This is a genomic window from Hydrogenimonas urashimensis (genome assembly GCF_016593255.1).
GTDB classification, from domain to species: domain Bacteria; phylum Campylobacterota; class Campylobacteria; order Campylobacterales; family Hydrogenimonadaceae; genus Hydrogenimonas; species Hydrogenimonas urashimensis.
This window is the reverse complement of record NZ_AP023212.1, coordinates 1,072,832-1,094,797: the sequence shown is the minus strand read 5'-3', so window position 1 is coordinate 1,094,797 and position 21,966 is coordinate 1,072,832. Positions and strand designations below refer to the sequence as shown.

Annotated in this window: 18 protein-coding genes; 9 read left to right on the top strand and 9 right to left on the bottom strand. The window is 53.7% G+C overall.

Features of this window, described 5'->3' with window-relative positions:
• Positions 1 to 97: 97 nt before the first annotated feature.
• The 8 genes from JMG82_RS05510 to JMG82_RS05475 all read right to left on the bottom strand — a co-directional run bounded on the left by JMG82_RS05510 (position 98) and on the right by JMG82_RS05475 (position 10,599).
• Positions 98 to 1,294 (bottom strand): type II secretion system F family protein, encoded by a 1,197-nt coding sequence (locus JMG82_RS05510; protein WP_201353982.1) that lies wholly within the window; start codon positions 1,292 to 1,294, stop codon positions 98 to 100.
• The gene (locus JMG82_RS05505; RefSeq protein WP_201353980.1) at positions 1,291 to 2,781 is read right to left on the bottom strand and encodes a GspE/PulE family protein; all 1,491 of its coding nucleotides are present in this window, start codon (positions 2,779 to 2,781) and stop codon (positions 1,291 to 1,293) included. Before JMG82_RS05505 ends, JMG82_RS05510 begins: the two co-directional genes overlap by 4 nt.
• Positions 2,765 to 4,600 carry a secretin N-terminal domain-containing protein gene (locus tag JMG82_RS05500; protein ID WP_201353978.1) on the bottom strand — a complete coding sequence of 612 codons (1,836 nt, stop codon included), beginning with the start codon at positions 4,598 to 4,600 and terminating at the stop codon, positions 2,765 to 2,767. The genes JMG82_RS05505 and JMG82_RS05500 overlap by 17 nt, the downstream gene beginning before the upstream one ends.
• A complete protein-coding gene (locus tag JMG82_RS05495) occupies positions 4,587 to 5,408 on the bottom strand; it encodes a PDZ domain-containing protein (protein ID WP_201353976.1) in 822 nt (273 codons plus the stop codon). Before JMG82_RS05495 ends, JMG82_RS05500 begins: the two co-directional genes overlap by 14 nt.
• Positions 5,392 to 5,904 (bottom strand): hypothetical protein, encoded by a 513-nt coding sequence (locus JMG82_RS05490; protein WP_201353973.1) that lies wholly within the window; start codon positions 5,902 to 5,904, stop codon positions 5,392 to 5,394. The genes JMG82_RS05495 and JMG82_RS05490 overlap by 17 nt, the downstream gene beginning before the upstream one ends.
• Positions 5,901 to 6,302, bottom strand: coding sequence for a hypothetical protein (locus JMG82_RS05485; protein ID WP_201353972.1), 402 nt, complete (start codon positions 6,300 to 6,302; stop codon positions 5,901 to 5,903). Before JMG82_RS05485 ends, JMG82_RS05490 begins: the two co-directional genes overlap by 4 nt.
• Positions 6,295 to 7,029, bottom strand: a complete 735-nt coding sequence (locus JMG82_RS05480) for a hypothetical protein (RefSeq protein WP_201353970.1) — start codon at positions 7,027 to 7,029, stop codon at positions 6,295 to 6,297. The genes JMG82_RS05485 and JMG82_RS05480 overlap by 8 nt, the downstream gene beginning before the upstream one ends.
• Before the next feature lie 150 nt (positions 7,030 to 7,179).
• On the bottom strand, positions 7,180 to 10,599 hold the full coding sequence (locus JMG82_RS05475) for a hypothetical protein (protein ID WP_201353968.1): 3,420 nt from the start codon (positions 10,597 to 10,599) through the stop codon (positions 7,180 to 7,182).
• Positions 10,600 to 10,929: 330 nt separating this feature from the next.
• Here JMG82_RS05475 and JMG82_RS05470 point away from each other — a divergent pair, with 330 nt between their 5' ends.
• From JMG82_RS05470 to JMG82_RS05430, 9 genes are all read left to right on the top strand, one after another.
• Complete coding sequence (locus JMG82_RS05470; RefSeq protein ID WP_201353967.1) at positions 10,930 to 11,829, top strand: PDC sensor domain-containing protein; 900 nt, start codon at positions 10,930 to 10,932, stop codon at positions 11,827 to 11,829.
• A 6-nt stretch (positions 11,830 to 11,835) separates the two neighbouring features.
• Positions 11,836 to 12,459, top strand: a complete 624-nt coding sequence (hisH, locus tag JMG82_RS05465; RefSeq protein ID WP_269089361.1) for an imidazole glycerol phosphate synthase subunit HisH — start codon at positions 11,836 to 11,838, stop codon at positions 12,457 to 12,459.
• Positions 12,459 to 13,169: a 1-(5-phosphoribosyl)-5-[(5-phosphoribosylamino)methylideneamino]imidazole-4-carboxamide isomerase gene (gene hisA / locus JMG82_RS05460; protein WP_201353965.1), complete on the top strand. Its 711-nt coding sequence runs from the start codon at positions 12,459 to 12,461 to the stop codon at positions 13,167 to 13,169. The genes hisH and hisA overlap by 1 nt, the downstream gene beginning before the upstream one ends.
• 65 nt (positions 13,170 to 13,234) lie before the next feature.
• Positions 13,235 to 13,612 carry a response regulator gene (locus JMG82_RS05455; protein WP_201353963.1) on the top strand — a complete coding sequence of 126 codons (378 nt, stop codon included), beginning with the start codon at positions 13,235 to 13,237 and terminating at the stop codon, positions 13,610 to 13,612.
• Positions 13,612 to 14,442 carry a 50S ribosomal protein L11 methyltransferase gene (locus JMG82_RS05450; protein WP_201353961.1) on the top strand — a complete coding sequence of 277 codons (831 nt, stop codon included), beginning with the start codon at positions 13,612 to 13,614 and terminating at the stop codon, positions 14,440 to 14,442. Before JMG82_RS05455 ends, JMG82_RS05450 begins: the two co-directional genes overlap by 1 nt.
• Before the next feature lie 2 nt (positions 14,443 to 14,444).
• Positions 14,445 to 16,433: an ATP-dependent zinc metalloprotease FtsH gene (ftsH, locus tag JMG82_RS05445; RefSeq protein WP_201353958.1), complete on the top strand. Its 1,989-nt coding sequence runs from the start codon at positions 14,445 to 14,447 to the stop codon at positions 16,431 to 16,433.
• Complete coding sequence (locus JMG82_RS05440) at positions 16,433 to 17,053, top strand: phosphatidylserine decarboxylase (protein WP_201353956.1); 621 nt, start codon at positions 16,433 to 16,435, stop codon at positions 17,051 to 17,053. The genes ftsH and JMG82_RS05440 overlap by 1 nt, the downstream gene beginning before the upstream one ends.
• Positions 17,053 to 17,778, top strand: a complete 726-nt coding sequence (gene pssA / locus JMG82_RS05435; protein ID WP_201353954.1) for a CDP-diacylglycerol--serine O-phosphatidyltransferase — start codon at positions 17,053 to 17,055, stop codon at positions 17,776 to 17,778. The genes JMG82_RS05440 and pssA overlap by 1 nt, the downstream gene beginning before the upstream one ends.
• 234 nt (positions 17,779 to 18,012) lie before the next feature.
• Entirely contained in the window at positions 18,013 to 19,563 is a 1,551-nt protein-coding gene (locus JMG82_RS05430) for a 2-isopropylmalate synthase (RefSeq protein ID WP_201353952.1), read from the top strand.
• Positions 19,564 to 19,585: 22 nt separating this feature from the next.
• On the opposite strand, the gene JMG82_RS05425 is transcribed toward JMG82_RS05430, so the two are convergent.
• Positions 19,586 to 21,955: a tetratricopeptide repeat protein gene (locus JMG82_RS05425; RefSeq protein ID WP_201353950.1), complete on the bottom strand. Its 2,370-nt coding sequence runs from the start codon at positions 21,953 to 21,955 to the stop codon at positions 19,586 to 19,588.
• Between the last annotated feature and the right edge of the window lie 11 nt (positions 21,956 to 21,966).

Below are 21,966 nucleotides of genomic sequence, written 5' to 3'. Positions count from 1 at the left end.
AGCATTTTGGAAATATATCCTATTTCGATGCCTATGTAAATCCGGGTGATCAACTCCGTAGCTCTATGGCTGCCGATCGACGTCTCGCTGCGCACTCTCATTGCAGGCTGATCGAGAAAATCGGCAGCAGCATCGAGATGACCAAAAAGCCGATGATCCCGCCGATGGTGAGCATCAGCACCGGCTCAAGCAGGGCGAGCAGCACTTCGATTCTGTCGCGGTTCTGCTGGGCGTATAGCTCGGAGAGGCTCTTGAGCGAGAAGGCGAGGTGCGAACTTTTTTCCCCGAGAGCGACGGCGTTGACGAAGTCGTTGGGGATTTCTTGGGATTTGACGTTTTCGCGCACGGCCTGGGTGAAGCTTTTGCCCTCCACGATCTGTTCGGCGATTTTGGCGAAAAGTTTCCGCAGGTAGCGGTTGCCGATGGTCTGAGCCGCAAAATTGAGTGCCTGGGCGAAAGGGACACCGCTTTGCAGCAGCAGGGCCATGACCCTTCCGAAGCGACCCAGCTCCATGAAGACGATCATCTCACCGAAAAGCGGGATTTTCAAGACGAAGCGGTCCATCGCATAACCGAATTTTTCGTTCCGTTTCCAGGTGAGTGCCAATGCCGCGATTGCGATGACCGTTACGATCAGCAGCAGCCACGAATAGGTCTGGAAAAAGTGCGAGAGGGCGAGTGTGATTTTGGTGGATGTGGGCAGTTCGCTTTTTGTCGATTCGAACATGTCGACGATTTTCGGAATGATGGTCGTGAGCATGAAATTGATCATCGCGATGGCGATGAGCAAGATGAAAGAGGGGTAGATGAACGCTTTGGTGACGTCCCGTTTGATGCGCTCCTGCTCCTGGACATAGTCGGAGAGTTCGAGCAGAACCATTTCGAGGTTTCCGCTCTTTTGGGCCACTTTGATGGTATGGAGAAAGTAGGAGGGCACGGTGTAGATGCTCTGGGCCGCAAGGGCGTCGGAAAAAGAGCCTCCGCTTTCGATATACCGGGCGACCTCCTGTAGAAAGAGATGCTGTTTGCTCTTTTTCGGATAGTTGTCTGCGATGAGGTGCAGGCCCTGGTTGAGGGAGATGCCGGCTTTGAGGTAGAGGCTGAGGTTGCGACCCAACGCGGCGATGAGAGCGGGAGGAATCGGACGGACGAAGAGCTGCGTTTTTTGTTTGATCGACTCGATCAGGAATCCGCGATGTTTCAGCTGCTCTTTCGCTGCTTCGAGGGAGGTGGCGCTCAGTGTCCCCCGGATACGTTTGCCTGCTTTGTCATACCCCTTGTAGGTGAACGTCATACCCCTTTGACTCCGATGCGGATGGCTTCCGAAATACTCGTTTCACCGCTGATGACCATGCTTCTGAGCTCTTCGAACATCGGTCTGAAATCGGTCTCTTCGATCAGATAGTTCCGAAGGGTCTGCTCGTCGGCGCCGTACTTTATCTTTGCGCCGAATGCATCGTCGACGAGGATGATCTCGCCGATCGCCCGTCGTCCGCGATACCCGGTGAAGCCGCATTTTTTACACCCTTTTGGGCCGTAGACCTTCGTGTCGCTTTCGAGATAGAAATACTCGATGTCGTCTTCGCTCGGTGCATAGGCGACCTTGCAGTAGGGGCAGAGTTTGCGCACCAGCCGCTGGGCCAGAATCCCGATGAGCGTGGATCGGACGAGAAAGGGGTCGATGCCCATGTCGAAAAGCCGGGGAATTGCCGCCACGGCGCTGTTGGTATGGAGTGTCGAAAGAAGCAGATGGCCCGTCATCGCCGCCTGGGTGGCGATTTTCGCCGTCTCCTTGTCCCGCATCTCCCCGACCATGATGACATCGGGATCCTGCCGAAGTATGGACCGCAGCGCTTCGGAGAAGGTGAGATTGACCTTTTCGTTGACCTGGATCTGGTTGACGCCCGGCGCATTGTATTCCACCGGGTTCTCGATCGTGACGATATTGAAGTGCTCGTGATCGATCTCTTTGAGAAAGGAGTGGAGCGTCGTCGATTTGCCGCTTCCGGTGGGACCGGTGATCAAAATCATGCCGTAACTGTGTTTGAGCAGTGACTTGAGTTTGTTGTAGATTTCAACAGAGAAGCCGAGATTGTGCAGCGACGGGATCGATTCGCCCTTCATCAGAAGTCGCATGACCACCTTCTCGCCGTAGTAGGTCGGCAGAATCGAAACCCTCACATCCACACCCGAGCCGGCGATGGTGACCTTCGTTCGGCCGTCCTGGGGGATGCGTGTTTCGGAAATGTCGAGATTTGAGATGACCTTGATGCGGTTGATGATCGATTCGATCGCCCCTCTTTTCAGTGTCGCGATCTTGTTGAGCACGCCGTCGATACGGAAGCGGACATCCCCCTCCTTTTCGAAAGTTTCGATGTGAATATCGGTCGCGCGTCTTTTGACCGCCTGGACGAACAGGGAGTTGACGTAGCGGATGATCGGCGCGGAGTTTTCACTGTTGAGCAGATCCTCGTTCTGCAGGAAATTTTCGATTTCCTCCGGCGTTTCGAACCCTTCGACCTCTCCGATACCCTCTTCGCTTCGCGCCTCCAGGAATCTGTTTTTCAGTTTGTCGTAACTCTCTTCATCGAGTACCAGCAGGGGATATTTTCCGCCCAGGTGGGAGAGGGCGTTGAGCATGTTGGCGTCGGGGTTTTCACGAATGCAGGCATGGGGTTTCTCTTCGTAGATGCCAAATAGCAGGCCGTTTTTCAGATAGAAATCGAGGTTGGGTATCTCCGAAAATGCCGGCAGATCGAGATTTTTAACGGTCGAAAACATCGGTCGGAACACTTTCGTTTTCATCGCGCTCGAACGTGGCTTTGCGCTCTTTGAGCCGCTTCTCGAGGACTTTGGCCAGGTCGGCTTTGAGCTCTTCGGTTTTGGCGATTTTCATCTGGATTTCGGCCAGCGACTGGCTGTCTTTGACGATATAGGGTGTCAGAACAATGATGACGTTGATCTGGTCCTTGATATCATTTTTCGATGTGAAGATCGATCCGATGATCGGCAGGTCCCCCAATAGGGGCACTTTCGTCACTCCTTTGGAGTAATAGTCTTTCAAAAGGCCGCCGATGATGACGTTTTCACCGTCTCTGACGATCGCGACGGTCTGGACTTCCCGCTTGAAGGTGGTGGGCCGGTCGGCGACTTTGGTGCTCGACTGGTCGATGTCCTCGAGTTTTGTTTTCACTTCCATCAGGACTTTGTTGTCGCTGGCGATCTGCGGTTTTACCTCGAGTGTCAGACCGATATCTTCCCGGGAGTAGGTGTTTCGGGTGGTCGATGTGGTCTGGTCTCCCGTCGACTGGCTGGTGAGAATCGAGATGGTCTTACCGATGTAGACGGATGATTTTTTGTTGTTGATGCAGAGGATGTTGGGTTCGCTGATCACGTTGACGGCACCGTTTTGCTTCATCAGGTCGATGATGGCGCCGACCGCGACATTGGCATCGATTTCATCAAGATTCAGGGCGCCGCGAAGAATATCGGGAAGGGTGAAAACGCTGCCGCCCATCTGAAGCTGTCCCGTCAGCAGGACGTTTCCGGTGATGCCTCCGGCGACGGCACCCCACTTGATTCCCAGACTTTCCATTTTACGCTGGCTTATTTCGTAGATATGGGCCTTGACGTAGACCTGCTGCTGCTCGATGTCGAGCTTCTTGATGACCTTGGTGATGAGTTTAACGGCCTGGGGTGTGCCGGTGATGGCGATGGCGTTGATATCTTCCTTGGCCTGGACCGATACGTGGGCCTGGGTCTCCTTGTCGAAACTTTTCATCAGACCCGTCAGAATCTTGACCGTCGCGGCCGCTTCGGCATTGTTGAGGAAAATGACGTCGCTCATCACCTCTTTGGCTCTGTTCTGGCTGTCGAAACGCCTGACAATCTGAGTCGCTTTCGCAATGTCGTGGGCATCGGCGATAACGACGATTTTGTTGCTCTTGGCATCGGCGCTCAGTGTCACGGGGAATCGGAATGTGGTACTCAGCGCCTTGAAAATGGTATTGAGTTCCTTGATGGCCGATGTCGCGTCGGCGTTGTCCAGCGAGACGAAACGTATCTCCTTCTTCATCGGCTGATCGATTTTGCGAAGCGTCTTTTCGAAATTTTTTATGTGTTTGGGATAATCGGTCATGATGATGACATTTTTCTTGTTGTCGAAAGTGACCGAGGCGAACTGGCTGCTGAGATACCGGAGCTTCTGGACCGCGTCGCTCGCTTTGACGTAGTGGACCCGTATGATTTTCGTGACCATGCCCGCTTCCGCGTTTTCGTAGGGGCTGGCCAGCTTTTTCGCGTTGGCCGCGCGAGTTACCATCAAATAGCCGTTGTTGCCGTTGATCAGCGTGTATCCCCGGTTTTGCAGAATCTGGGTCAACAGAGGGATGAGCTCATCCTTCTCGATGGGCTCTTCCGAGACGAAATTGACGGTACCGCTGATTTTGTCGCTCATCAAAATGTTGTTGTGGGTCTCTTTCGCGACGAAGCGTATGACATCCTTGATGGGGGTGTTGTTGAAATTGATCGTGATTTTCTCGGCCGATGCGACAGCCGGCATCAAAAGTAACATCAATAAAACATATTTAAAAAATCTCATAATGCAGCTCCTTGTGCTCGCTTCCCCGTTTGATCGTCAAAGAGAGTGAACTCAATTCATTGATTTTGTTGAAATATTTGAACGCTTCCGTCTCACTGGTCAGCGGGCTGCCGTCAATCTTTTCGATGATATCACGTTTACGTAGACCCATTTTATCAAAAACGGAGCCTTTTTTCACTTTCGCGATACCGAAACCGACCATCTTGTTGTTCCTGTAAATCGGCTTGAGCGAGATATATTTGAAGATTTTTTTGATGTCGTGCATCTCTTCGAGCAGCTCGCGGGGGACATAATAGGTGTCGCCCTCGTGCCGGATCTGTTCCGTGTAGGCGGAGGGTCTGCTCCCGCGGACGGAGGGGCGGGGTCTCGTGCGAATGGACGATTTCGATTTTTTCATCGTCAGCCAGTAACTCTGGCCGTTTTTGACGAGTTTGACCCGGTCGGTATAGACTTCCGTGAGTCTGAAGCCGTCGATCGTCTCTCCGACGGTGAGCAGCCTGCTTTTTCGCTGGTGGACAATGATGGCCATGCTCGGTTCGCCGATCGCCGTCATCGTCAGCTGATACCCCCTCAAAGAGACTTTCGGCGCAGGACGGGAAGAGGGTTTTGGGCGGGCGGATGAGCTCTTGAGCCCAAAGGCTTCGGCGAAAGGGTAGCGCTCCTTCGGATGCGAAAGGGCGCTTTGGCATTCAAGCTGCGGAAGCGGTGGCAGAAACATCTCCGCCACCAGCGCACCCAGTTTGGCACCGAACAAAAAAATGCCCAGCCATACCGCTGCCGGCAGAAGTTTGTCAAAACGCCGTTTCATAGACGAACTTTCCGTTTTTCTGTTTGAACATGCGAAGTGTCGAACGGTACTGCCGCCGCATGATCGAAGAGGGTGTCAGTTGCAGGGCCACCCTCCGTTTGGCCACAGAGAAGGTGCCATCAAGAATGCCGAAATCCCCCTCGGCGTGGATGCGCCCGCTCCAAGGCGAAAGTATGAAAGATTTGATGCGAGGCGGCCATGCGTCGGCGGCCATTCCCTCCAGCCGGATCCCTTCCGCGGTGATGCGCCACGGTGTCGCCGAGAAGGTTTTGATCTTCGCGACGGCGGAGTGGGCGAAGAGAAGATGCACGTAGCGCATCGTGCATCCCGTGGACGTTGTGGTTCGCCCATCGTAGCAGAGGGTTATGTTTTCCTGATGGGCGACACTGTTGATTACCGCGTTGCAGAGGCGCTCCTTGGAGACCAAAGCGGCAGCCAGTGCGAGCCAGAGCACGAGGGAGACAATGGCGATGCCCGCGCGTTTGACCCAGATCACAGAGGAACCCCCACACGCACTCTCAGGTGCCCGGCATCGATCTTTTCGACACGGAAACTCGAAAGGGCGAGTCCACTGTTAAGAAGCTTGCCAAGCACCGCGTCGGCGTTTCTTCTATCTACTTGGAAAGTGTAGATTTTTTCATGGCGCTTTTTCCTGATTTCGGGTCGGATACTGTAGAGTCTCAGAAGCGTTTTCAGTTTTTTCTGCGCATACTTCTGGCTCTTTTTCGACCATACCTTTTTCAGACTTTCGTACCGGCCCGCCAAAAGACTCTTTTCTTGATACTCCTTTTGTGCCGAAGCGGTTTTGGATTTTAAAAGAAGTGCCGCTCCTGTCCATACGAGCAGGAGTGCTGCGACACTCGCGAGGGAGATTCTGATGAAAGGATTATTCATACCGGCACCCTTTGGCGGGAGTGCATTTGAGTTTTTTGAGGCCCTGTTGTTTCAGAGCCTTGCGGATGGCCTGGCGGAGTTTCGCCTGCTCGGATGCTCTCTTTTCGTAGCGCGTAACCAGGGACTTCAGTTCGTAGACGGAGCGGTCCAGCCCGATTTTTTCGATGGCGTCCCGGATGGCCGCATACTGCTGGTAGCGGAGCGAAAGGTCAAGAAGCATCGTTATCGAAAGCAGGGCGACGAGCGCGATGAGCGGTTTTTTCGGCACCGTCGCCGACCCTCGTTTGTTGAAAGGCTTCGCGACCGCTTCGAAATCGAGCGAATCGAGTGTCGGAAGCGTCCTGCTTTCGTCAGGCAGCTCGATGCAGATGCCGTTGATGACGTCGGCGACGAGTTTTTCGTCGATGCGCAACGGCATCTGCGAAGAGAGCTGCTGAAGAAAATAGGCCGGTGCCTTCGAAACTCCGAGCTCTTCGAGTTTGGCAGTGAGGTACTCTTTGTCATAGGCGTAGCAATCAAAACCCTCCTCCTTTTTTTCGACATGGATGTCTCGGTAGGATTCGGGTCGGGAGTCGAGATAGGCGTCGGCGAGTCTGCGGGCTTTGGCCAACGACTTGGTGGGAAATTGGGCAAAGGCATACCAATAGAGTGTCGGCGATATCACGACGATATCGTTTTCCGATTCTTTGATAATGGTTTCGTTTTCTCGAATATAGTACAGTGCCAAAAAACGCCTTGGGAAGTTTTTTTATAGTGTAACCGAATCTTGATAAATAGTGAATAAATGAATGTTAAACCATTGTACCTTCGCAAGATCGCGACTACGTCAGAGGAGTGTCCGGGGAAGGGTGTCCCCGGACGAAGAAGAGGGTGTCTTCTATTCGAAATCTCCCCCTTCGGCCGCACTTTTTAGTGCGTTGAACGCCGTTTGGTTGTAGGATGTCCAGATATCCTTGATTCCGGCTTTTTCGTACGACCCTTTCCAGAGAGTGCCGTTGTAGACGCTGAAAATTCTCTCTTCCTCTCTATCCTGATAGTCGGGATTGTTCGGATGGATGAACAGAATTTCGGTTCCGTTGACATTTTTGATCTCCCACGATCCGGCATCTTCCGAAACCACAGTCGACGGATGCGTTTCGTCGCCACCTTGTACGGCAAAAAGTTTTCCGCTCTTGGCATTGGGGTCACAAACGTAGTGCCCATCGTTGTCTTGGGTTCCGGCGAACGCTATGCCGCCATGCTCGTCACCCGCGAACCAGCGGTCACCGCACTGGTTTTCAATGAATTCACCGAAAGAGGTGTAATATTCCTGGCCTTCGATATTGCCGTGGGTCCGTTTCTTCTCCCACAGATAGTACTGGGGCGCCACTTTTTCATAGCTGTTCTTGTATTCTTTCGATCCGGCGGGCATCGTGACGGTGACACTCTGGCCATCTTCGGTTCTGTAGGTATACTCTCCTGAAATATCCGTCTCTTTGACGACCGCGATCTTTTCCGCTCCGTCTACGACGATGCTGCCATCTTCGTTGATCCGGTAGGCAGGTGTGTTGGTCTCAGGGGCCCAACCGGCTGCCGTTAGCACCAGATCGTCGTTTTCGTCATCCTCGATCCATTGACCCCCTTCGTATCGGCGTTCCGTAACGGAGATTTTGTTGTCGCTTCCGAGCGTATAGACGCCGGTGCCGATTTCAATTCCCCCGTCTTCGTCTTCTGCGTCAAATTCGTAGAAGGTGTATCCCGCCGAGAGTTTCAGAATCGGGGTGGCGTTTAGAAGCGCTTTCTCTTCGTCGGTGAGATGATCGCCATCGTCAGGGTTCCCGGATGTGCCCGAACCCTCTTCCGCCGACCCCTCGTTGCCGCCTTCACCCAGAAGATTGGCTCTGGCGAGCGTTTCGTCAAAGTAGCCGCGCTCCTGTATTGTGCCATTGACCGTGAATTCGAAATATCCATCGCTTACCTTGGTGATGGTGATGCGGCTTTCCTCTTCACCGTCGTGTGTGACGAAAGAGGCGCCCTCGACATCGGTAATGCTTTCTGTCGCGCTCTCGTTGCCACCTTCGATTTCCGTCCATGTCACGCTGCTGAAATCATTGCTGAAAACCCATCGTTCCAGAGTGCCGTTTTGCCCGGAAATCGGAGTATAGACCGTTTTGCCGGCGAAGAGGGTTTTGGCATCGATGCCGCTACCGCTCTCTTTGTTTGTATTCTCACTCTCATCCGTTTGCGACGATGCCAGATTTTCCACATACTGTTCGATCGCCTCGTAGGCGGTTTTGTTGTAGGCGTGCCAGGTTTCGTGCCGACCTGCGGGTTCGGCCTCTCCACGCCAGACCGCTCCATCAAATTCCGTGAAGATCGTCTCACCATCTTCGTCGGCATATTCCGGATTTTTCGGATGGATCACCAGAATCTTGACACCGTTGACGGTTTCGATCTTCCATGTTCCGGCATCTTCGGAGACGATTGTCGCCGGATGCGTTTCGTCGCCGCCTTTTACTTCAAAAAGCGTACCGCTCGTGGCGCTTGCGTCGCAGGACCAGGATCCGTCTTCGTTTTGTGTGCCGGCGAATGCGACACCGCCTTCGTGATTGCCGTCGAACCAGTGTTCGCCGCACTGATGCGCTATGAACTCTCCGAGATTCGCGTAGTATTCCTGCCCTTCGATGCCCCAGGCACGCTCTTTGTCCCAGATGTAATACCCCTTCGCTATCGTCTCATAGGTATTGAGGTACTCTTTCGCTCCTGCCGGCATCTCGATCTCGGCGACCGTATCGCCCAGCGGTACGATGTAGGTGCCGCTGATATCCTTCTCTTTGGCGATGGCGACTTTGAACCTATTGTTTATCGTAACGGACCCGTCGTCATTGATGACATACCTGTCGTTGCCGTTCTCCTTCACCCAGCCGTCGGATGTGAGGACATAGTCGCTGTCGTCGCTGTGTTCCTCATCCGTGATCCAATGGCCGTTGACGAAGGCTTTTTCGCTCTCTCCCACCGTGCCGTCGGCATTGAGCGAGTGGGTCTGAAATTCGATCTCGATTCTCCCGTCCTCTTCGTCCGCATCGACTTCATAGAAAACAAAGCCCGGTTTGATGGTCGCGGCGACGCTTCCCTGGGGTGTCGATGCTTCTTCGCTCTCATCCTCTACTTCTTTTTTCTCTTTAAGAAGCGCGGCATAGACTCTTTTGAATTTTTCGTTGTTTTTCAGTGCTTCCAGTGTTTCGTCGCTCGGATCGATCAGTTTGTCGGCATCGAATCCGGCCGCAAGCAGGGCATCCGCCAAAGCATCGGCATCTTCGAGGTTCAGATCTTTGAGCCGATAGACGAGGAATTTTTTTTCTAGTTCATTGGTTTTTGAAATAAGATCATCAAAAGAGGTGACCGTTCCTGAGATCGTATCGGCCGTGTAGAGGGCAGCCGCTTTTTCCACGTCACCGGAATCCCTGCCGCTTTCGACCGCCTCTTTGACATCTTTGGCCAAACTCTTTGCATCGTCAATATGTTCGTCTTCGATATCTTCGGGCAAGGCATTCTTGTCTTTGGCCGCATCAAGAAGCCCCTCTACGCCTTGTTTTGAAGAGGTCTCCTCACCGGAGGCTTCGTCCGATCCCTCTGTGTTCTCTTCGGCAAGCACCGAGGCAAACGCATCGTAGAGTTCTTCCTGCAGTTTTGCGGCTTTTTCTTCATCGTCTCCGCTGGCGGCCGCCGCGATCATTTCGATACTCTTTTGCAAAGAGAGCGCCGCTGCGATCAACTCTTTTTGACCGCTTTCTTCAAGTTTTTTCGGATCTTCGAAGAGATCGACATTTTCGGAAATGCCCAAAGAGACTTTGACTTTCCGTTCGGCCTTCTTGACATCTTCCCCTTTTTCGACAAGTTTGGCGACCAGCGTGGTGACAGGAGATAGGTTGATCTTCTCCTCGCCCGTGTTGGGCGCCATAATCTTTCCGGGGAATTTTTTGCCGGTATCTTTGTCGATACCGCCTTTTGCGACGATCTGGGCTTTCGCGAAATTGGGATCGTTTTTGACCTCTTCCGTAATGGTCAGGTGAAATTGGCCGTTTTCGTCGGAGATATCCGAAGGCTCCCCTTCGTCCAGGACTCCGTCGGCATCGAGGTCGAGCCATACCAGAGATTTTTGCAGGTAGCCGTCGACCGCTTTTCCAGAAATGGTGGTGCTTTGGGGAGTGACATCGACAGAGCTTCCGCCTCCGCCTCCGCCGCAGCCTGTAAACAGCAGGGTACTTGTGAGCAGCGCACTGGCAACAACGCTCATATTTCCAAACTTGATTCGCATACATTCTCCTTGAATTGATAACAGTGTGATGGTAATATCGGACACTTGGAATATTTTTTAATAACTGATGTTATGCAATGTACACCGCCATCCGTCCAACGAGAACGTATGCAATGCGAGGCGAAAAGGTTCGGGCATAGCCGAAGCTACGCCGATGGCGCCGCAACGCGGAGATTATGCGGCGCTGGTGCCGTGGATGATGACGTCTACTGCGCAACATCAGTTAATAAAAATCGGTAAAAAACAATGTCAACCACTGCCAAATGAAATCAGAAGTTTGAAAAACGCTCTTTCTTCGTTAAAATTTTAAAAAAGGTCAAGGAGTATTCCATGGTCATCAAAGAGATTCAGCAGTATTCGGAAATACGGCCCAAGGCGCGGGCCTATCTCTGTTACCTGCTTGCGAGGAATATTCCGAACAAAACGCCGGAAGTAACGCTGGAGACGATTGTCACGGCTCTTAAAAGAATCAAAAAAGAGGTCAAGGAGATCGATACGCTGTATGTGCTCGATGCCAAAGGACGCCAGCTGATCAACAATATCAGCAGAACACAGGCATTCCGCAAAGGCGAGGGCGAGAACCGCGCCGATCGGGCCTACTACTACCGTGCCGTCAGGGAAAAACGGTGCATTCTGACCGATCCCTACCCCTCAAGAATCGAGGGCATACTCGTTGTCACGGCGGCCTATCCGGTCTATAACGACAAGGGTCAGCTTCAATATGTCGTCTGTGCCGACATCCCCCTGGACAAACTGCTCCACATGGTCCACCCCTCCTCGGGAGAGACGGTTTTCGGTCGCTTCACGCGCCTGAACTACGCCGCTTTTTCCCTGGCGTTGTTCGCTGTTGCCCTCATTCTCTTCATCAACGGTGTCAAAAGTTTTTTCACGGCCCAGTTCAATGTCTTCAATATCGATATCAAAGAGATGTTCGAGGCGACGATTCTTTTGACATTGGCTCTGGCCATTTTCGATCTGGTCAAGGCGATCTTCGAGGAGGAGGTGCTGGGGCATCACAAAAGAGGGGAGCCTGACGAAATACATAAAACGATGGTCCGCTTTCTTGGCTCCATCATCATTGCGCTGGCGATCGAAGCGTTGATGCTTGTCTTCAAATTTGCTATAATCGACCCCGAAAAACTGACCTATGCCGTCTATCTGATCGGCGGTGTTACACTGCTGCTTTTCGGCCTGTCGTTTTACATCACAAGTACCAGAAAAGAGCGTTAGACCAAAGTGAACAATCAACTCATAGCGATTATCGACTACAATATGGGCAATCTCGCCAGCGTCCGCAACGCCCTGGCCAAAATCGGGGCCTCTTCGCAGGTGGTTTCCGATCCGGAAAAAGTGGGCCGCTTCGACAAAGTGCTGCTGCCGGGGGTCGGGGCCTTCGGGGATGCGATGGAGCATCTTAGACAAAATGGCATGGACGAAGCCGTCAAGGCGTTCGCCAAAAGCGGAAAGCCGATGCTCGGCATCTGCCTCGGGATGCAGCTACTTTTTTCAAAAAGCCTCGAGTTTGGAGAGCATGAGGGGCTGGGACTCATTGCCGGGGAGGTGGTCCCTTTCGATTCCGGTCTTTTCGAAACGCCCCACAAGATTCCGCACATGGGATGGAACGAACTCTTCGTTCAGAAGGAGACGCCGCTTTTTGCAGGGCTTGAACGAGGCTTCTACCTCTATTTCGTCCACTCCTATCACGCCGTCACGGCGGATCGGTACGTGATCGGACGGACATGGTACGGCTACGAATTTGTCAGTGCCGTACAAAACGGCAATGTCTTCGGTATTCAGCCCCATCCGGAAAAGTCCCATGACAACGGGTTGAAAATTTTGAAAAATTTTGTGGAGATATAATGGAAATTTTACCGGCAATCGATCTGAAAGACGGCAAAGCGGTCCGCCTAACAAAGGGGGTGATGCAAAGCGCCAAAATCTACAGCGACGTGCCGTGGCGGCTGGCCAAAACCTTCGAAGAGATGGGATCGAAATGGCTCCATCTCGTCGATCTCAACGGGGCTTTCGCCGGAGAACCGAAAAATCTCGTACAGATCGAAAAGATCCGCAAAAACTGCAACCTGAAGATGGAACTCGGCGGCGGCATCCGCGACGAAGCGACGATAGAGCGCTATCTTGATCTTGGAATCGACCGGCTGATTCTCGGCTCCGTCGCCGTCAAAGATCCCGATTTCGTCAAAGAGATGGCGGCGAAATACCCGATCGCCGTGGGAATCGACGCGATCGACGGTTACGTCGCCGTGGAAGGATGGGCCGAAGTGAGCCGTATGAAAGCGACCGATCTGGCGAGGGCATTCGCCGACTGCGGCGTCGAGGCGATCATCTGTACCGATGTTGGGCGCGACGGTACACTTTCGGGTGTAAATGTCGATTTTACCGTGAGTATCGCCGAGGCGAGCGGCATCGACACGATCGCCAGCGGCGGTGTTCGGGATCTGCACGATATCGAAGCGCTGCTCGCGACGGGGAAGATTGCCGGTGTCATCGTCGGCAAGGCATTCTACGAGGGAACGCTCGATCTGCGAAAAGCGTTCGAAATCGTTGCTTAAACTCCTTTAAATGGAGCGGACGATAAAATGGAGACAATTTTATTTTTAATGATGAAGGACCGACTTTGAAGATCATGGTGGTAGATGACAGTTCGACGATGCGTCGGATTATCAAAAATACATTGAATCGGCTGGGGTACCAGGATCTGCTCGAGGCGGCGGATGGGCAGGAAGCCTGGGAAGTGATGCAGGCGAACAAAGACGATATCGGGGTGTTGATCACCGACTGGAACATGCCGAACATGAATGGGCTGGAGCTTGTGAAAAAGGTGCGTGGCGAGGCCTCTTTCGAGGATATCCCGATCATCATGGTGACGACCGAAGGGGGCAAAGCGGAAGTGATCACGGCGCTCAAGGCGGGTGTCAACAACTATATCGTCAAACCATTCACGCCGCAGGTGCTCAAAGAGAAACTCGAAGCGGTACTGGGCCTCAACGACTGATGAAAGATACCTACTGGGAGTTGACGGTGACGCCGTCGGCTCATCTCGACCTTTTCCTCGATTTTCTGCAGTCTCTCTTTCCCGAAGCGATCGAAATAACCGACACCTCCCTGATTATTCGATCGAAAGAGGATGTGGCGCCGCTGGCCGAGAGCGCCAGGGAGTTCGCGAAACTCCTTGCTGCCAGGACAGGCGAGGCGGTTAGTGTCGAGACGTCGGCACAGACGAAGGAGAATGTCGACTGGATCGCGCAGTACCGTGAAGCGATTCGCCCCGTCGAAGTGGGCGAATTCTATGTCTACCCGAGCTGGGAGTCCCCGAAGGAGGGGAAACGCAATATCATGATCGATCCCGCCCTCGCCTTCGGTTCGGGTCATCACGAAACCACGGCCGGATGCCTGTTAGCGATCGGAAAATATGTCAAACCGGGCGATGCATTTCTCGATGTGGGCTGCGGAAGCGGCATCCTGGGGATCGCGGCTTCGATGCTCGGTGCCCGGGTCGATGCGTGCGACACCGATCCGCTTGCGGTGGACAACGCGCAAAACAACTTCTCTCTCAACGATCAAAAGCCGCAAAAGATATGGGAGGGATCGGTTCCCGCCGCCGAAAGAGAGTACGATGTCGTGGTGGCGAACATCGTGGCGGACGTGCTCAGGATGATTGCCAAAGACTTAAAAAAACGGACTAAAGAGGGCGGGCTATTGATACTTTCCGGAATACTTGATACAAAAGAGGCGCAGATCGATGATGCATTCGGCGATCTCGAGCTGCTTGAGACCATAGCCGATAGCGAGTGGCGGACCAAAATTTACAGAAAACAAGGATAAAAATGGCGGACAATCCGAAAAAAAATCCGGACGATCAGAATTTTTTCAACAAAAATCCTCTGCTGACTTTTGCGATCTTTTCGCTTTTGATCATCGTTCTTTTCAAAAGTTTCATAGGCACGCAGGAGGGGCAGTTCGGTGCCAACAATCCCAATGCGATGGGAACGGCACCCGTGACACAGACGAAAACCATTCCCTACTCCGATCTGAAGAAGATGATCAAAGAGGGCAAGATAAAATATGTCTCGATCGGGGAGACCTCGATCAAGGCGATTTCGAGCGAAGGAGGGTTCAAGACGCTCTACATCGCCAAGAAAGTCGGCGAGGACAATACCCTGATCCCGCTGCTGGACAGGATGAATGTGGAGTACAGCGGCTACACCGAAAACAACTGGCTTGGCGAGATACTTTTCGGCTGGGTGCTGCCGATCCTGATCTTTTTTGGTATCTGGATGTTCCTCGCAAGCCGTATGCAGAAAAACATGGGGGGCGGGATTCTTGGCATGGGAAGTGCCAAAAAGCTTGTCAACTCCGAAAAACCCAATGTCAAGTTCGACGATGTCGCGGGCGTGGAAGAGGCGAAAGAGGAGGTCAAGGAGATCGTCGAATTTCTGAAGTATCCGGAACGATACATCCGGCTCGGCGCGAAGATCCCCAAAGGGGTGCTGCTGGTGGGCCCTCCGGGAACCGGCAAAACCCTTCTGGCCAAGGCGGTGGCCGGCGAAGCGAACGTCCCGTTCTTCTCGGTCAGCGGATCGAGTTTCATCGAGATGTTCGTGGGTGTGGGGGCAGCGCGCGTTCGCGATCTTTTCGAACAGGCGAAAAAAGAGGCGCCGGCGATCATCTTCATCGACGAGATCGACGCCATCGGCAAGAGCCGGGCCGCCAGCGGCCAGATCGGCGGAAACGACGAGCGGGAGCAGACGCTGAACCAGCTTCTTGCGGAGATGGACGGCTTCAGCTCCGATACACCGATCATCGTCCTGGCGGCGACCAACCGTCCCGAAGTGCTCGACCCCGCACTTCTGCGACCGGGACGCTTCGATAGGCAGGTGCTGGTGGACAAGCCGGACTTCGAGGGCCGCGTGAAGATTCTGCAGGTGCATGTCAAACATATCAAGATGGCACCCGATGTCGACCTTGAGGAGATCGCACGCCTGACCGCCGGTCTGGCCGGGGCGGACCTGGCCAATATCGTCAACGAGGCGGCGCTGCTGGCGGGCCGGCAGAACAAGGAGCAGGTAGAACAGGAGGATTTTCTCGAAGCGGTGGAGAGGGCCATCGCGGGTCTCGAGAAAAAATCGCGCCGCATCTCTCCGAAAGAGAAGCGCATCGTCGCCTACCACGAAAGCGGCCACGCGCTGATCGCCGAAACGACCCCCGGCGCGAAACAGGTGTCGAAAGTCTCGATCATACCCAGGGGACTGGCGGCACTGGGATATACGCTGAACAAGCCCGAAGAGAACAAATACCTGATGCAAAAACACGAACTCGTCGCCGAGATCGATACATTGCTGGGCGGAAGAGCGGCCGAAGAGGTCTTCATCGGCGAAATCTCCACCGGTGCCAGCAACGACCTGGAGCGGGCGACCGATATCGTCAAGGCGATGGTGAGTCTCTATGGCATGAGCGACGTGGCGGGGCTGATGGTGCTTGAAAAACAGACCAACATGTTCCTCGGTGGCGGATACAGTCAGAAGGAGTACAGCGAAAAGACGGCCGAAGAGATGGACGATTTTGTCAGGAGTTTCCTGAACGAACGCTACAAACATGTGGTCGCCCGTCTCAAGGAGTACAGCGAAGCGATCGAGGAGATGGTGGAAGAGCTCTTCAAATCGGAGACGATCGAAGGCAAAAAGGTGCGTGAAATCATCCGAGAGTTTGAAAAGAAGCATGGCATCAAATCGAAGCTCGTACCGGAAGAGACAGAGCTCAAAGCGCAATCCCGTGAGGCCCGCAAGCAGGAAGAGGCCTCCCAAAAAGAGGATTGATGCGCCCGGAAGGAGCCATACTGCCGGAGGGCTGGCGATACATACTGCCTGTCTGGTCGGCAACGCTGCTGGTTCTGATCGTCAGCGACGAGGTGATCGTGAATCTGCTGCTGCTTCTTGTCAGTTTTGCGACGGCCTACCTCTTCTATATCCCAAAGCGTACCCCGTTCGATACCCGTGAGGACGCGATCGTCTCGCCGGTTGACGGCTGGGTCGAAAGCGTGGAAAAATCCGAAAGCGGGGTGAGGGTAAGAATCAAAAAAGATCTTTTCGGTCCCGCCGTCGTCAGATCGCCGGTGGCCGGGGAGGTGATAGGACACACCCCCTTGCACGGCCTTTTTCTGGGTACCGAGACACCCAAGGCATTCACGTTGAACGAGCAGGCATCCATCCGATACCTCTGTGGCGAAATGCCCTTGACGATGCGGGTTGTCTGCGGGAAGTACGCCCTGGGCCTTCCGGCGCGGCGACACAAAGGCCCTGTCATTGCCGGAGAGCCCCAGGCGATACTCACCGACGGCATCGTGGAACTCACGATGCCGGGCCCGATCGCACCGACCGTCGAAAAAGGAGAGAGGGTCAGGGGAGGCTATTCGATTCTAGGCTACGGACATCTTTGATGGCAGAGCGCCATTTCCAGATTGTCTATATCTTCCCCAACCTCTTTACCGCCGCCTCGATCTTTTCGGGTGTCATCTCCATCGTCTCCTCGATTCACGGCGATTTCAAGAAGGCGGTCTGGCTTATCTTCCTCTCTTTGCTTTTCGACGGCCTGGACGGGCGGATCGCCCGCATGACCCACACTACCAGCCGGTTCGGTGCCGAATTCGACTCCCAGGCCGATATCGTCGCCTTCGGGGCCGCCCCCGCCATTCTTCTGTACACAAACGTTGCCCAGGCGTATGGACGGTTCGGTGTGCTTGTCACGGCCCTTTACATCATCTTCGGCGCGATCCGCCTGGCCCGGTTCAATGTGATGAGTCCCAAAAGCGACCCGACGGTTTTCATCGGGGTGCCGATTCCGACGGCGGCGGTATTCGTTTCGATATGGGTATTGATGTACGAACGCTACGAATCGCTGCACCGCTTCGACTGGATGCTTCTTTTTGCCGTTTTGCTCCTCTCGTTTCTTATGGTAAGCCACATCCGCTATCCCAGTTTCAAAACCGTGCAGCTGAAAAAGCCAATGCTGACAAAGACGCTGATTCTTCTGATCGGTGTTGCCTCCCTGCTCTATCTTTTTCCGATCGAAGGGTTCGCATTGATGATCACGCTCTACATCGTCTGGGGGGTCGGCCGGGCCGTCTACATGCTGTTTTTCAGAAAGAGTGCCAACCGATCCTGAAAGATTGGAAAAAAATTATCATGAGAAAATAAAAATCAGTAAAGGTCGCGGGACAATATGATATACTTCCATAATTCAATAGGAAAGGAGAGACGATGCACGGGACGGAAACCGGCCGTATTATCGCGATCAAGCATTTGCCGAAAATCGAAATAAAGAACACTCTCCTATCTCCCCTTTTTTAATCTCCACAACGACAAACCGATTTTTTTTAGAAGATGAAGGATTGAACCTATGAAAAAAGAGAAAGTCTATATATTCGATACCACATTACGAGACGGGGAGCAGAGCCCCGGTGCGTCGATGAACACCGAAGAGAAGATAAAGATCGCCATGCAGCTCGAAAAGCTGGGCGTGGACATCATCGAAGCGGGATTCGCGGCGGCGAGTCCCGGCGATTTCGACGCGATCCGCCGGATCGCCGAGGCGGTGAAGAAAAGCACCGTCTGCTCCCTGGCACGCGCTGTCGAGAAAGATATTGTCCAGGCCGGGGAATCCCTCGAACCGGCGGCCAACAAACGGATCCATACCTTTATCGCCACGAGCCCGATACACATGGAGCACAAGCTGAAAATGCGGCCCGAAGAGGTGGTGCGCAGAGCCGTCGAGGCGGTGAAACTGGCCAAGGGTTACACCGCGGATGTCGAATTCAGTTGCGAAGATGCCGGACGAAGCGATATGGGATTTTTGAAAGAGATTCTCGATGCCGTCATCGAAGCGGGTGCGACGACGCTCAACATTCCCGATACGGTGGGTTACCGCCTGCCCCAGGAGATGGGAGAGATGATCAGAGAGCTTCACAGTCATGTGGGAGAGCGCGCGATCATTTCGGTCCACTGCCACAACGACCTCGGGCTGGCAGTGGCCAATTCGCTCTTTTCGGTCATGAACGGTGCGCGGCAGGTGGAGTGCACGATCAACGGACTCGGTGAGCGCGCGGGTAACGCGGCCCTCGAAGAGATCGTCATGGCGATAAAAACCCGCTCCGACATCTTTACGGATGTCGAAACCGGCATCAATACGAAAGAGATCTATCCCACAAGCCGCCTTGTCGCGGCGATTACCGGTATCGAGCCCCAGCCCAACAAGGCGATCGTGGGCAAGAACGCCTTCGCACACGAAAGCGGCATCCACCAAGACGGTGTCTTGAAGTGTCAGGAGACATACGAGATCATGCGGGCCGAAGATATCGGCCTGGAGGCGAACCGCATCGTACTGGGAAAACACTCGGGCCGCCACGCTTTCAAAGAGCGTCTCGAAGAGCTCGGTTTCGAGCTTGGCCCCGAGGATCTAAACAAAGCGTTCGAACGGTTCAAAATCCTGGCTGACAAGAAAAAAGAGATCTACGACGACGATATACGCATGCTGATCGCCAACGAGATCACCAACATCCCCCAGACATACGAACTGGTGGGGCTGCAGATCGCCGACTGTTCGGGCGGGGTACCCAGTGCCGCCGTCAAAATCAGGCACGAAGGCAAGGAGCTGCTCGATGCAGGTATCGGTGACGGAACGATGGATGCGATCTTCAAAACGATCGATAGAATCAGCGGACATACCGGACAGCTGATGGATTACCGTGTCGAAGCGGTGACCCAGGGCAAAGACGCGCTCGCGAAAGTGGTGGTCAATGTCCGGTTCGACGAGACGAAAAACGCGGTGATCGGCCACGGCCTTAGCATCGACACGATGCTCGCCAGTGCCAAAGCCTACATCGGCGCTTTGAACAGCTACCTCTCCATGCTTCCGGACGAGTGCCAGATCGATGAGTGCGAAGGGGTATAAAGCGCCGTAGCCTGGGAACGGGTTAGCGGTTTGGCGCTGAAGGTGAGGCTGGGGCCGGAGCGATTTTCCCGAAATCTTTGATTTCGAAATCGAAATAGTCCGGTTTGCAGGCACCGTCCGGAATTTTCGAGAACTGGATAATCGCCGCATCCGTATTGCCCTGCTCCAGATAAAGAAGGCCGAGGGCGTATCGGCTTTCGAGGTTGTTGGGATCGGTGAGTTTGGAAAGTTCCAGCAGTGCCGACGCGTTCGCGGGGTGACCCGCGCCTACCGAGGCGACCGCGGCCAGGAAGAGCGTACGGCTGTCTTGCATGTTGTACTTGTCCACCAGCTGATTGAAGAGGACGTAGGCTTTTTCGTACTGCTTCAAAAAGATGTCGCTCAGTGCCAGTGCTTCGACAATTCCCACCGGATCCTCAACTTCTCTTAGAAGCTTCTGTTCCAGTCTGTGGTTGAAACGATAGAGTGTTCCGGTTACGAAGCGCAGGGCGATATAGTTCTCTCTCGTGAAAGCGCTGCCGTAATAGACGGCATCGAGGTTCAGTGGGTGTTTTTTGAGGTATCTTTGGACCTTGATGCTGAACTGTTTGATATCCTCGTTCCTGTAGCGGATCTGCAGATAAAGAAGATGGGAGAGGAGATCGTCGCGCAGGCGGTCTCTGAGCTTTTTCGCACTCTTTTGCGCTCTTTTCCACATCCCCTGGCTTGATGAGACCAGGATATCCAGAAGCAGGTAGATGGGACGGTTGCTGTGTTCGCTCTGCACCCATTTCGTAGCGGCCGATATGTCACCCCGATAGAAGTAGAAAAGTGTCCGGTAGAAGCGCTCTGTCTCCGTCGGTTTTTCGATTTGGCTCAGATCGTCGTTGACGAACTGCTCGATCTGGGGAATCGGTTTGCCGGTCAGTTTCTCGCACATCAGGGCGAAGATGGCGGAAAGATAGTTGGTCGCATCGAGATGGTAGCTTCTTAGAAAATGCTTGTGTGCCTTGGAGAAGTTGCCGAGTTTCGCGTAAGTGAGGCCCAGGTTGTAATGGAGGATCGAATGGTTCGGATAGTGTTTGAGAGCATCCTGCAGCAGGGCCTTCGCTTTGCGCAGGCGGTAGTCGATGGCTGCTCCGATCGCTTTTGAAATCTTCAGGTTCACGCGGGAGATGCTGGAGCTTCGTTTCAGATACTTCGTCGCTTCCGGCGTTTCGTCAACATAGATCGAAGCGTTGCCCTTTTTGATGTAGTTGATTGTCTGTGTGGCATTGAAGACTTTGAACGGGGCGAATTCGAAAAGGAGCCTGTAGGCGTTGGGAGGATTGATCATCTCCGTGATGGCGTAGCGCCGCTGCGCCGCCTGGATATCGTAGACCGACGGTCGCAGTTTCGTTCGGATGGGATAGAGCTTCTCTCCCCGCCCCTTGAAATCGCTCTTCATCTTTTGAAGAATCTCCGAAGCGCGCTGCGGCATCATGTTTTTCAGCTCCACGAGGGCCAGCGACTTGCGGCTCTCGAGGGGATAGTCCGATTCATGGAGCGCACGCTGGAGATACTGAACGGCAACGGGGTAGTCGCCAATCTGCGCGTAGAGCTGTCCCAGGACCAGAAAATCGCGCGGAGTAGCGCTCCGCTCCAGCATGTCGATCGCTTTGAGAGGTCGGTTGAAAACGGTAAAACCGATGGCCCCGATCTGGTTGAGCTCCTTGTCGTAACTCTTCGAAACAGGATGGGTCGCCGCGCTCAGAAGTTCGAAATAGTTTCCCTTGTAGTAGTTGATCAGGGCGTAGAGATAGCTGTACAAGGAGGAGTTGTAGCTGTCCGCCAGATTTCCTTCCGCGATCTGCAGATAGTACTCGAATCGTTTCCGATCTCCCAGATGCAGGGCGCATGCGGCCGCATTGATGGCGCTGATGCAGCGGTTTTCGCCGTTTTTTATGGCCCGTTTGAACGATTCGATCGCCTCGTCGTAGCGCTCCTGCTTCATCTGTGCCACACCGAGATTGTAATAAGAGATCGATGCGCTGTAGGTAGCGATCTGTTCGAAAAGCGACAGAGCCTCCTTCTTGTTTCCCCTCTCGTAGAGCAGGTTGGCTTTTTTGATCATTCTTTCGATCTGGGAGGGGGTGGCGAGGGGTCGGACCTTTTCGGAGGATTTGATCTTTTTGGCGATACCGGCGGTATCGACTTTCTCGATCGGCGGTTTCTCTTTTTTGGCAAGAAGGAGTACGAGGGCGGCTACCATGAGGAGCAGAAGCACGCCGATACCTCCCAGCAGAAAGAGGAGTTTTCTCTTTTTTCGCCCGGGGGTTTCGGATGTCGGACTTTCCTGCTCGTTGAAAGATTCGGCAGTGCCGCCTCCCTCCTCGCCTTCTTCCAGGATGATGACCTCTTCTTCAGCCGCCATGATATCCCTCG

Excerpts from the sequence above, each read along its gene's own strand:
- JMG82_RS05510 (WP_201353982.1), bottom strand. The coding sequence starts at position 1,294 with ATGACGTTCACCTACAAGGGGTATGACAAAGCAGGCAAACGTATCCGG.
- JMG82_RS05505 (WP_201353980.1), bottom strand. The coding sequence starts at position 2,781 with ATGTTTTCGACCGTTAAAAATCTCGATCTGCCGGCATTTTCGGAGATA.
- JMG82_RS05500 (WP_201353978.1), bottom strand. The coding sequence starts at position 4,600 with ATGAGATTTTTTAAATATGTTTTATTGATGTTACTTTTGATGCCGGCT.
- JMG82_RS05495 (WP_201353976.1), bottom strand. The coding sequence starts at position 5,408 with ATGAAACGGCGTTTTGACAAACTTCTGCCGGCAGCGGTATGGCTGGGC.
- JMG82_RS05485 (WP_201353972.1), bottom strand. The coding sequence starts at position 6,302 with ATGAATAATCCTTTCATCAGAATCTCCCTCGCGAGTGTCGCAGCACTC.
- JMG82_RS05475 (WP_201353968.1), bottom strand. The coding sequence starts at position 10,599 with ATGCGAATCAAGTTTGGAAATATGAGCGTTGTTGCCAGTGCGCTGCTC.
- JMG82_RS05470 (WP_201353967.1), top strand. The coding sequence starts at position 10,930 with ATGGTCATCAAAGAGATTCAGCAGTATTCGGAAATACGGCCCAAGGCG.
- hisA (WP_201353965.1), top strand. The coding sequence starts at position 12,459 with ATGGAAATTTTACCGGCAATCGATCTGAAAGACGGCAAAGCGGTCCGC.
- JMG82_RS05450 (WP_201353961.1), top strand. The coding sequence starts at position 13,612 with ATGAAAGATACCTACTGGGAGTTGACGGTGACGCCGTCGGCTCATCTC.
- ftsH (WP_201353958.1), top strand. The coding sequence starts at position 14,445 with ATGGCGGACAATCCGAAAAAAAATCCGGACGATCAGAATTTTTTCAAC.
- JMG82_RS05440 (WP_201353956.1), top strand. The coding sequence starts at position 16,433 with ATGCGCCCGGAAGGAGCCATACTGCCGGAGGGCTGGCGATACATACTG.
- pssA (WP_201353954.1), top strand. The coding sequence starts at position 17,053 with ATGGCAGAGCGCCATTTCCAGATTGTCTATATCTTCCCCAACCTCTTT.
- JMG82_RS05430 (WP_201353952.1), top strand. The coding sequence starts at position 18,013 with ATGAAAAAAGAGAAAGTCTATATATTCGATACCACATTACGAGACGGG.
- JMG82_RS05425 (WP_201353950.1), bottom strand. The coding sequence starts at position 21,955 with ATGGCGGCTGAAGAAGAGGTCATCATCCTGGAAGAAGGCGAGGAGGGA.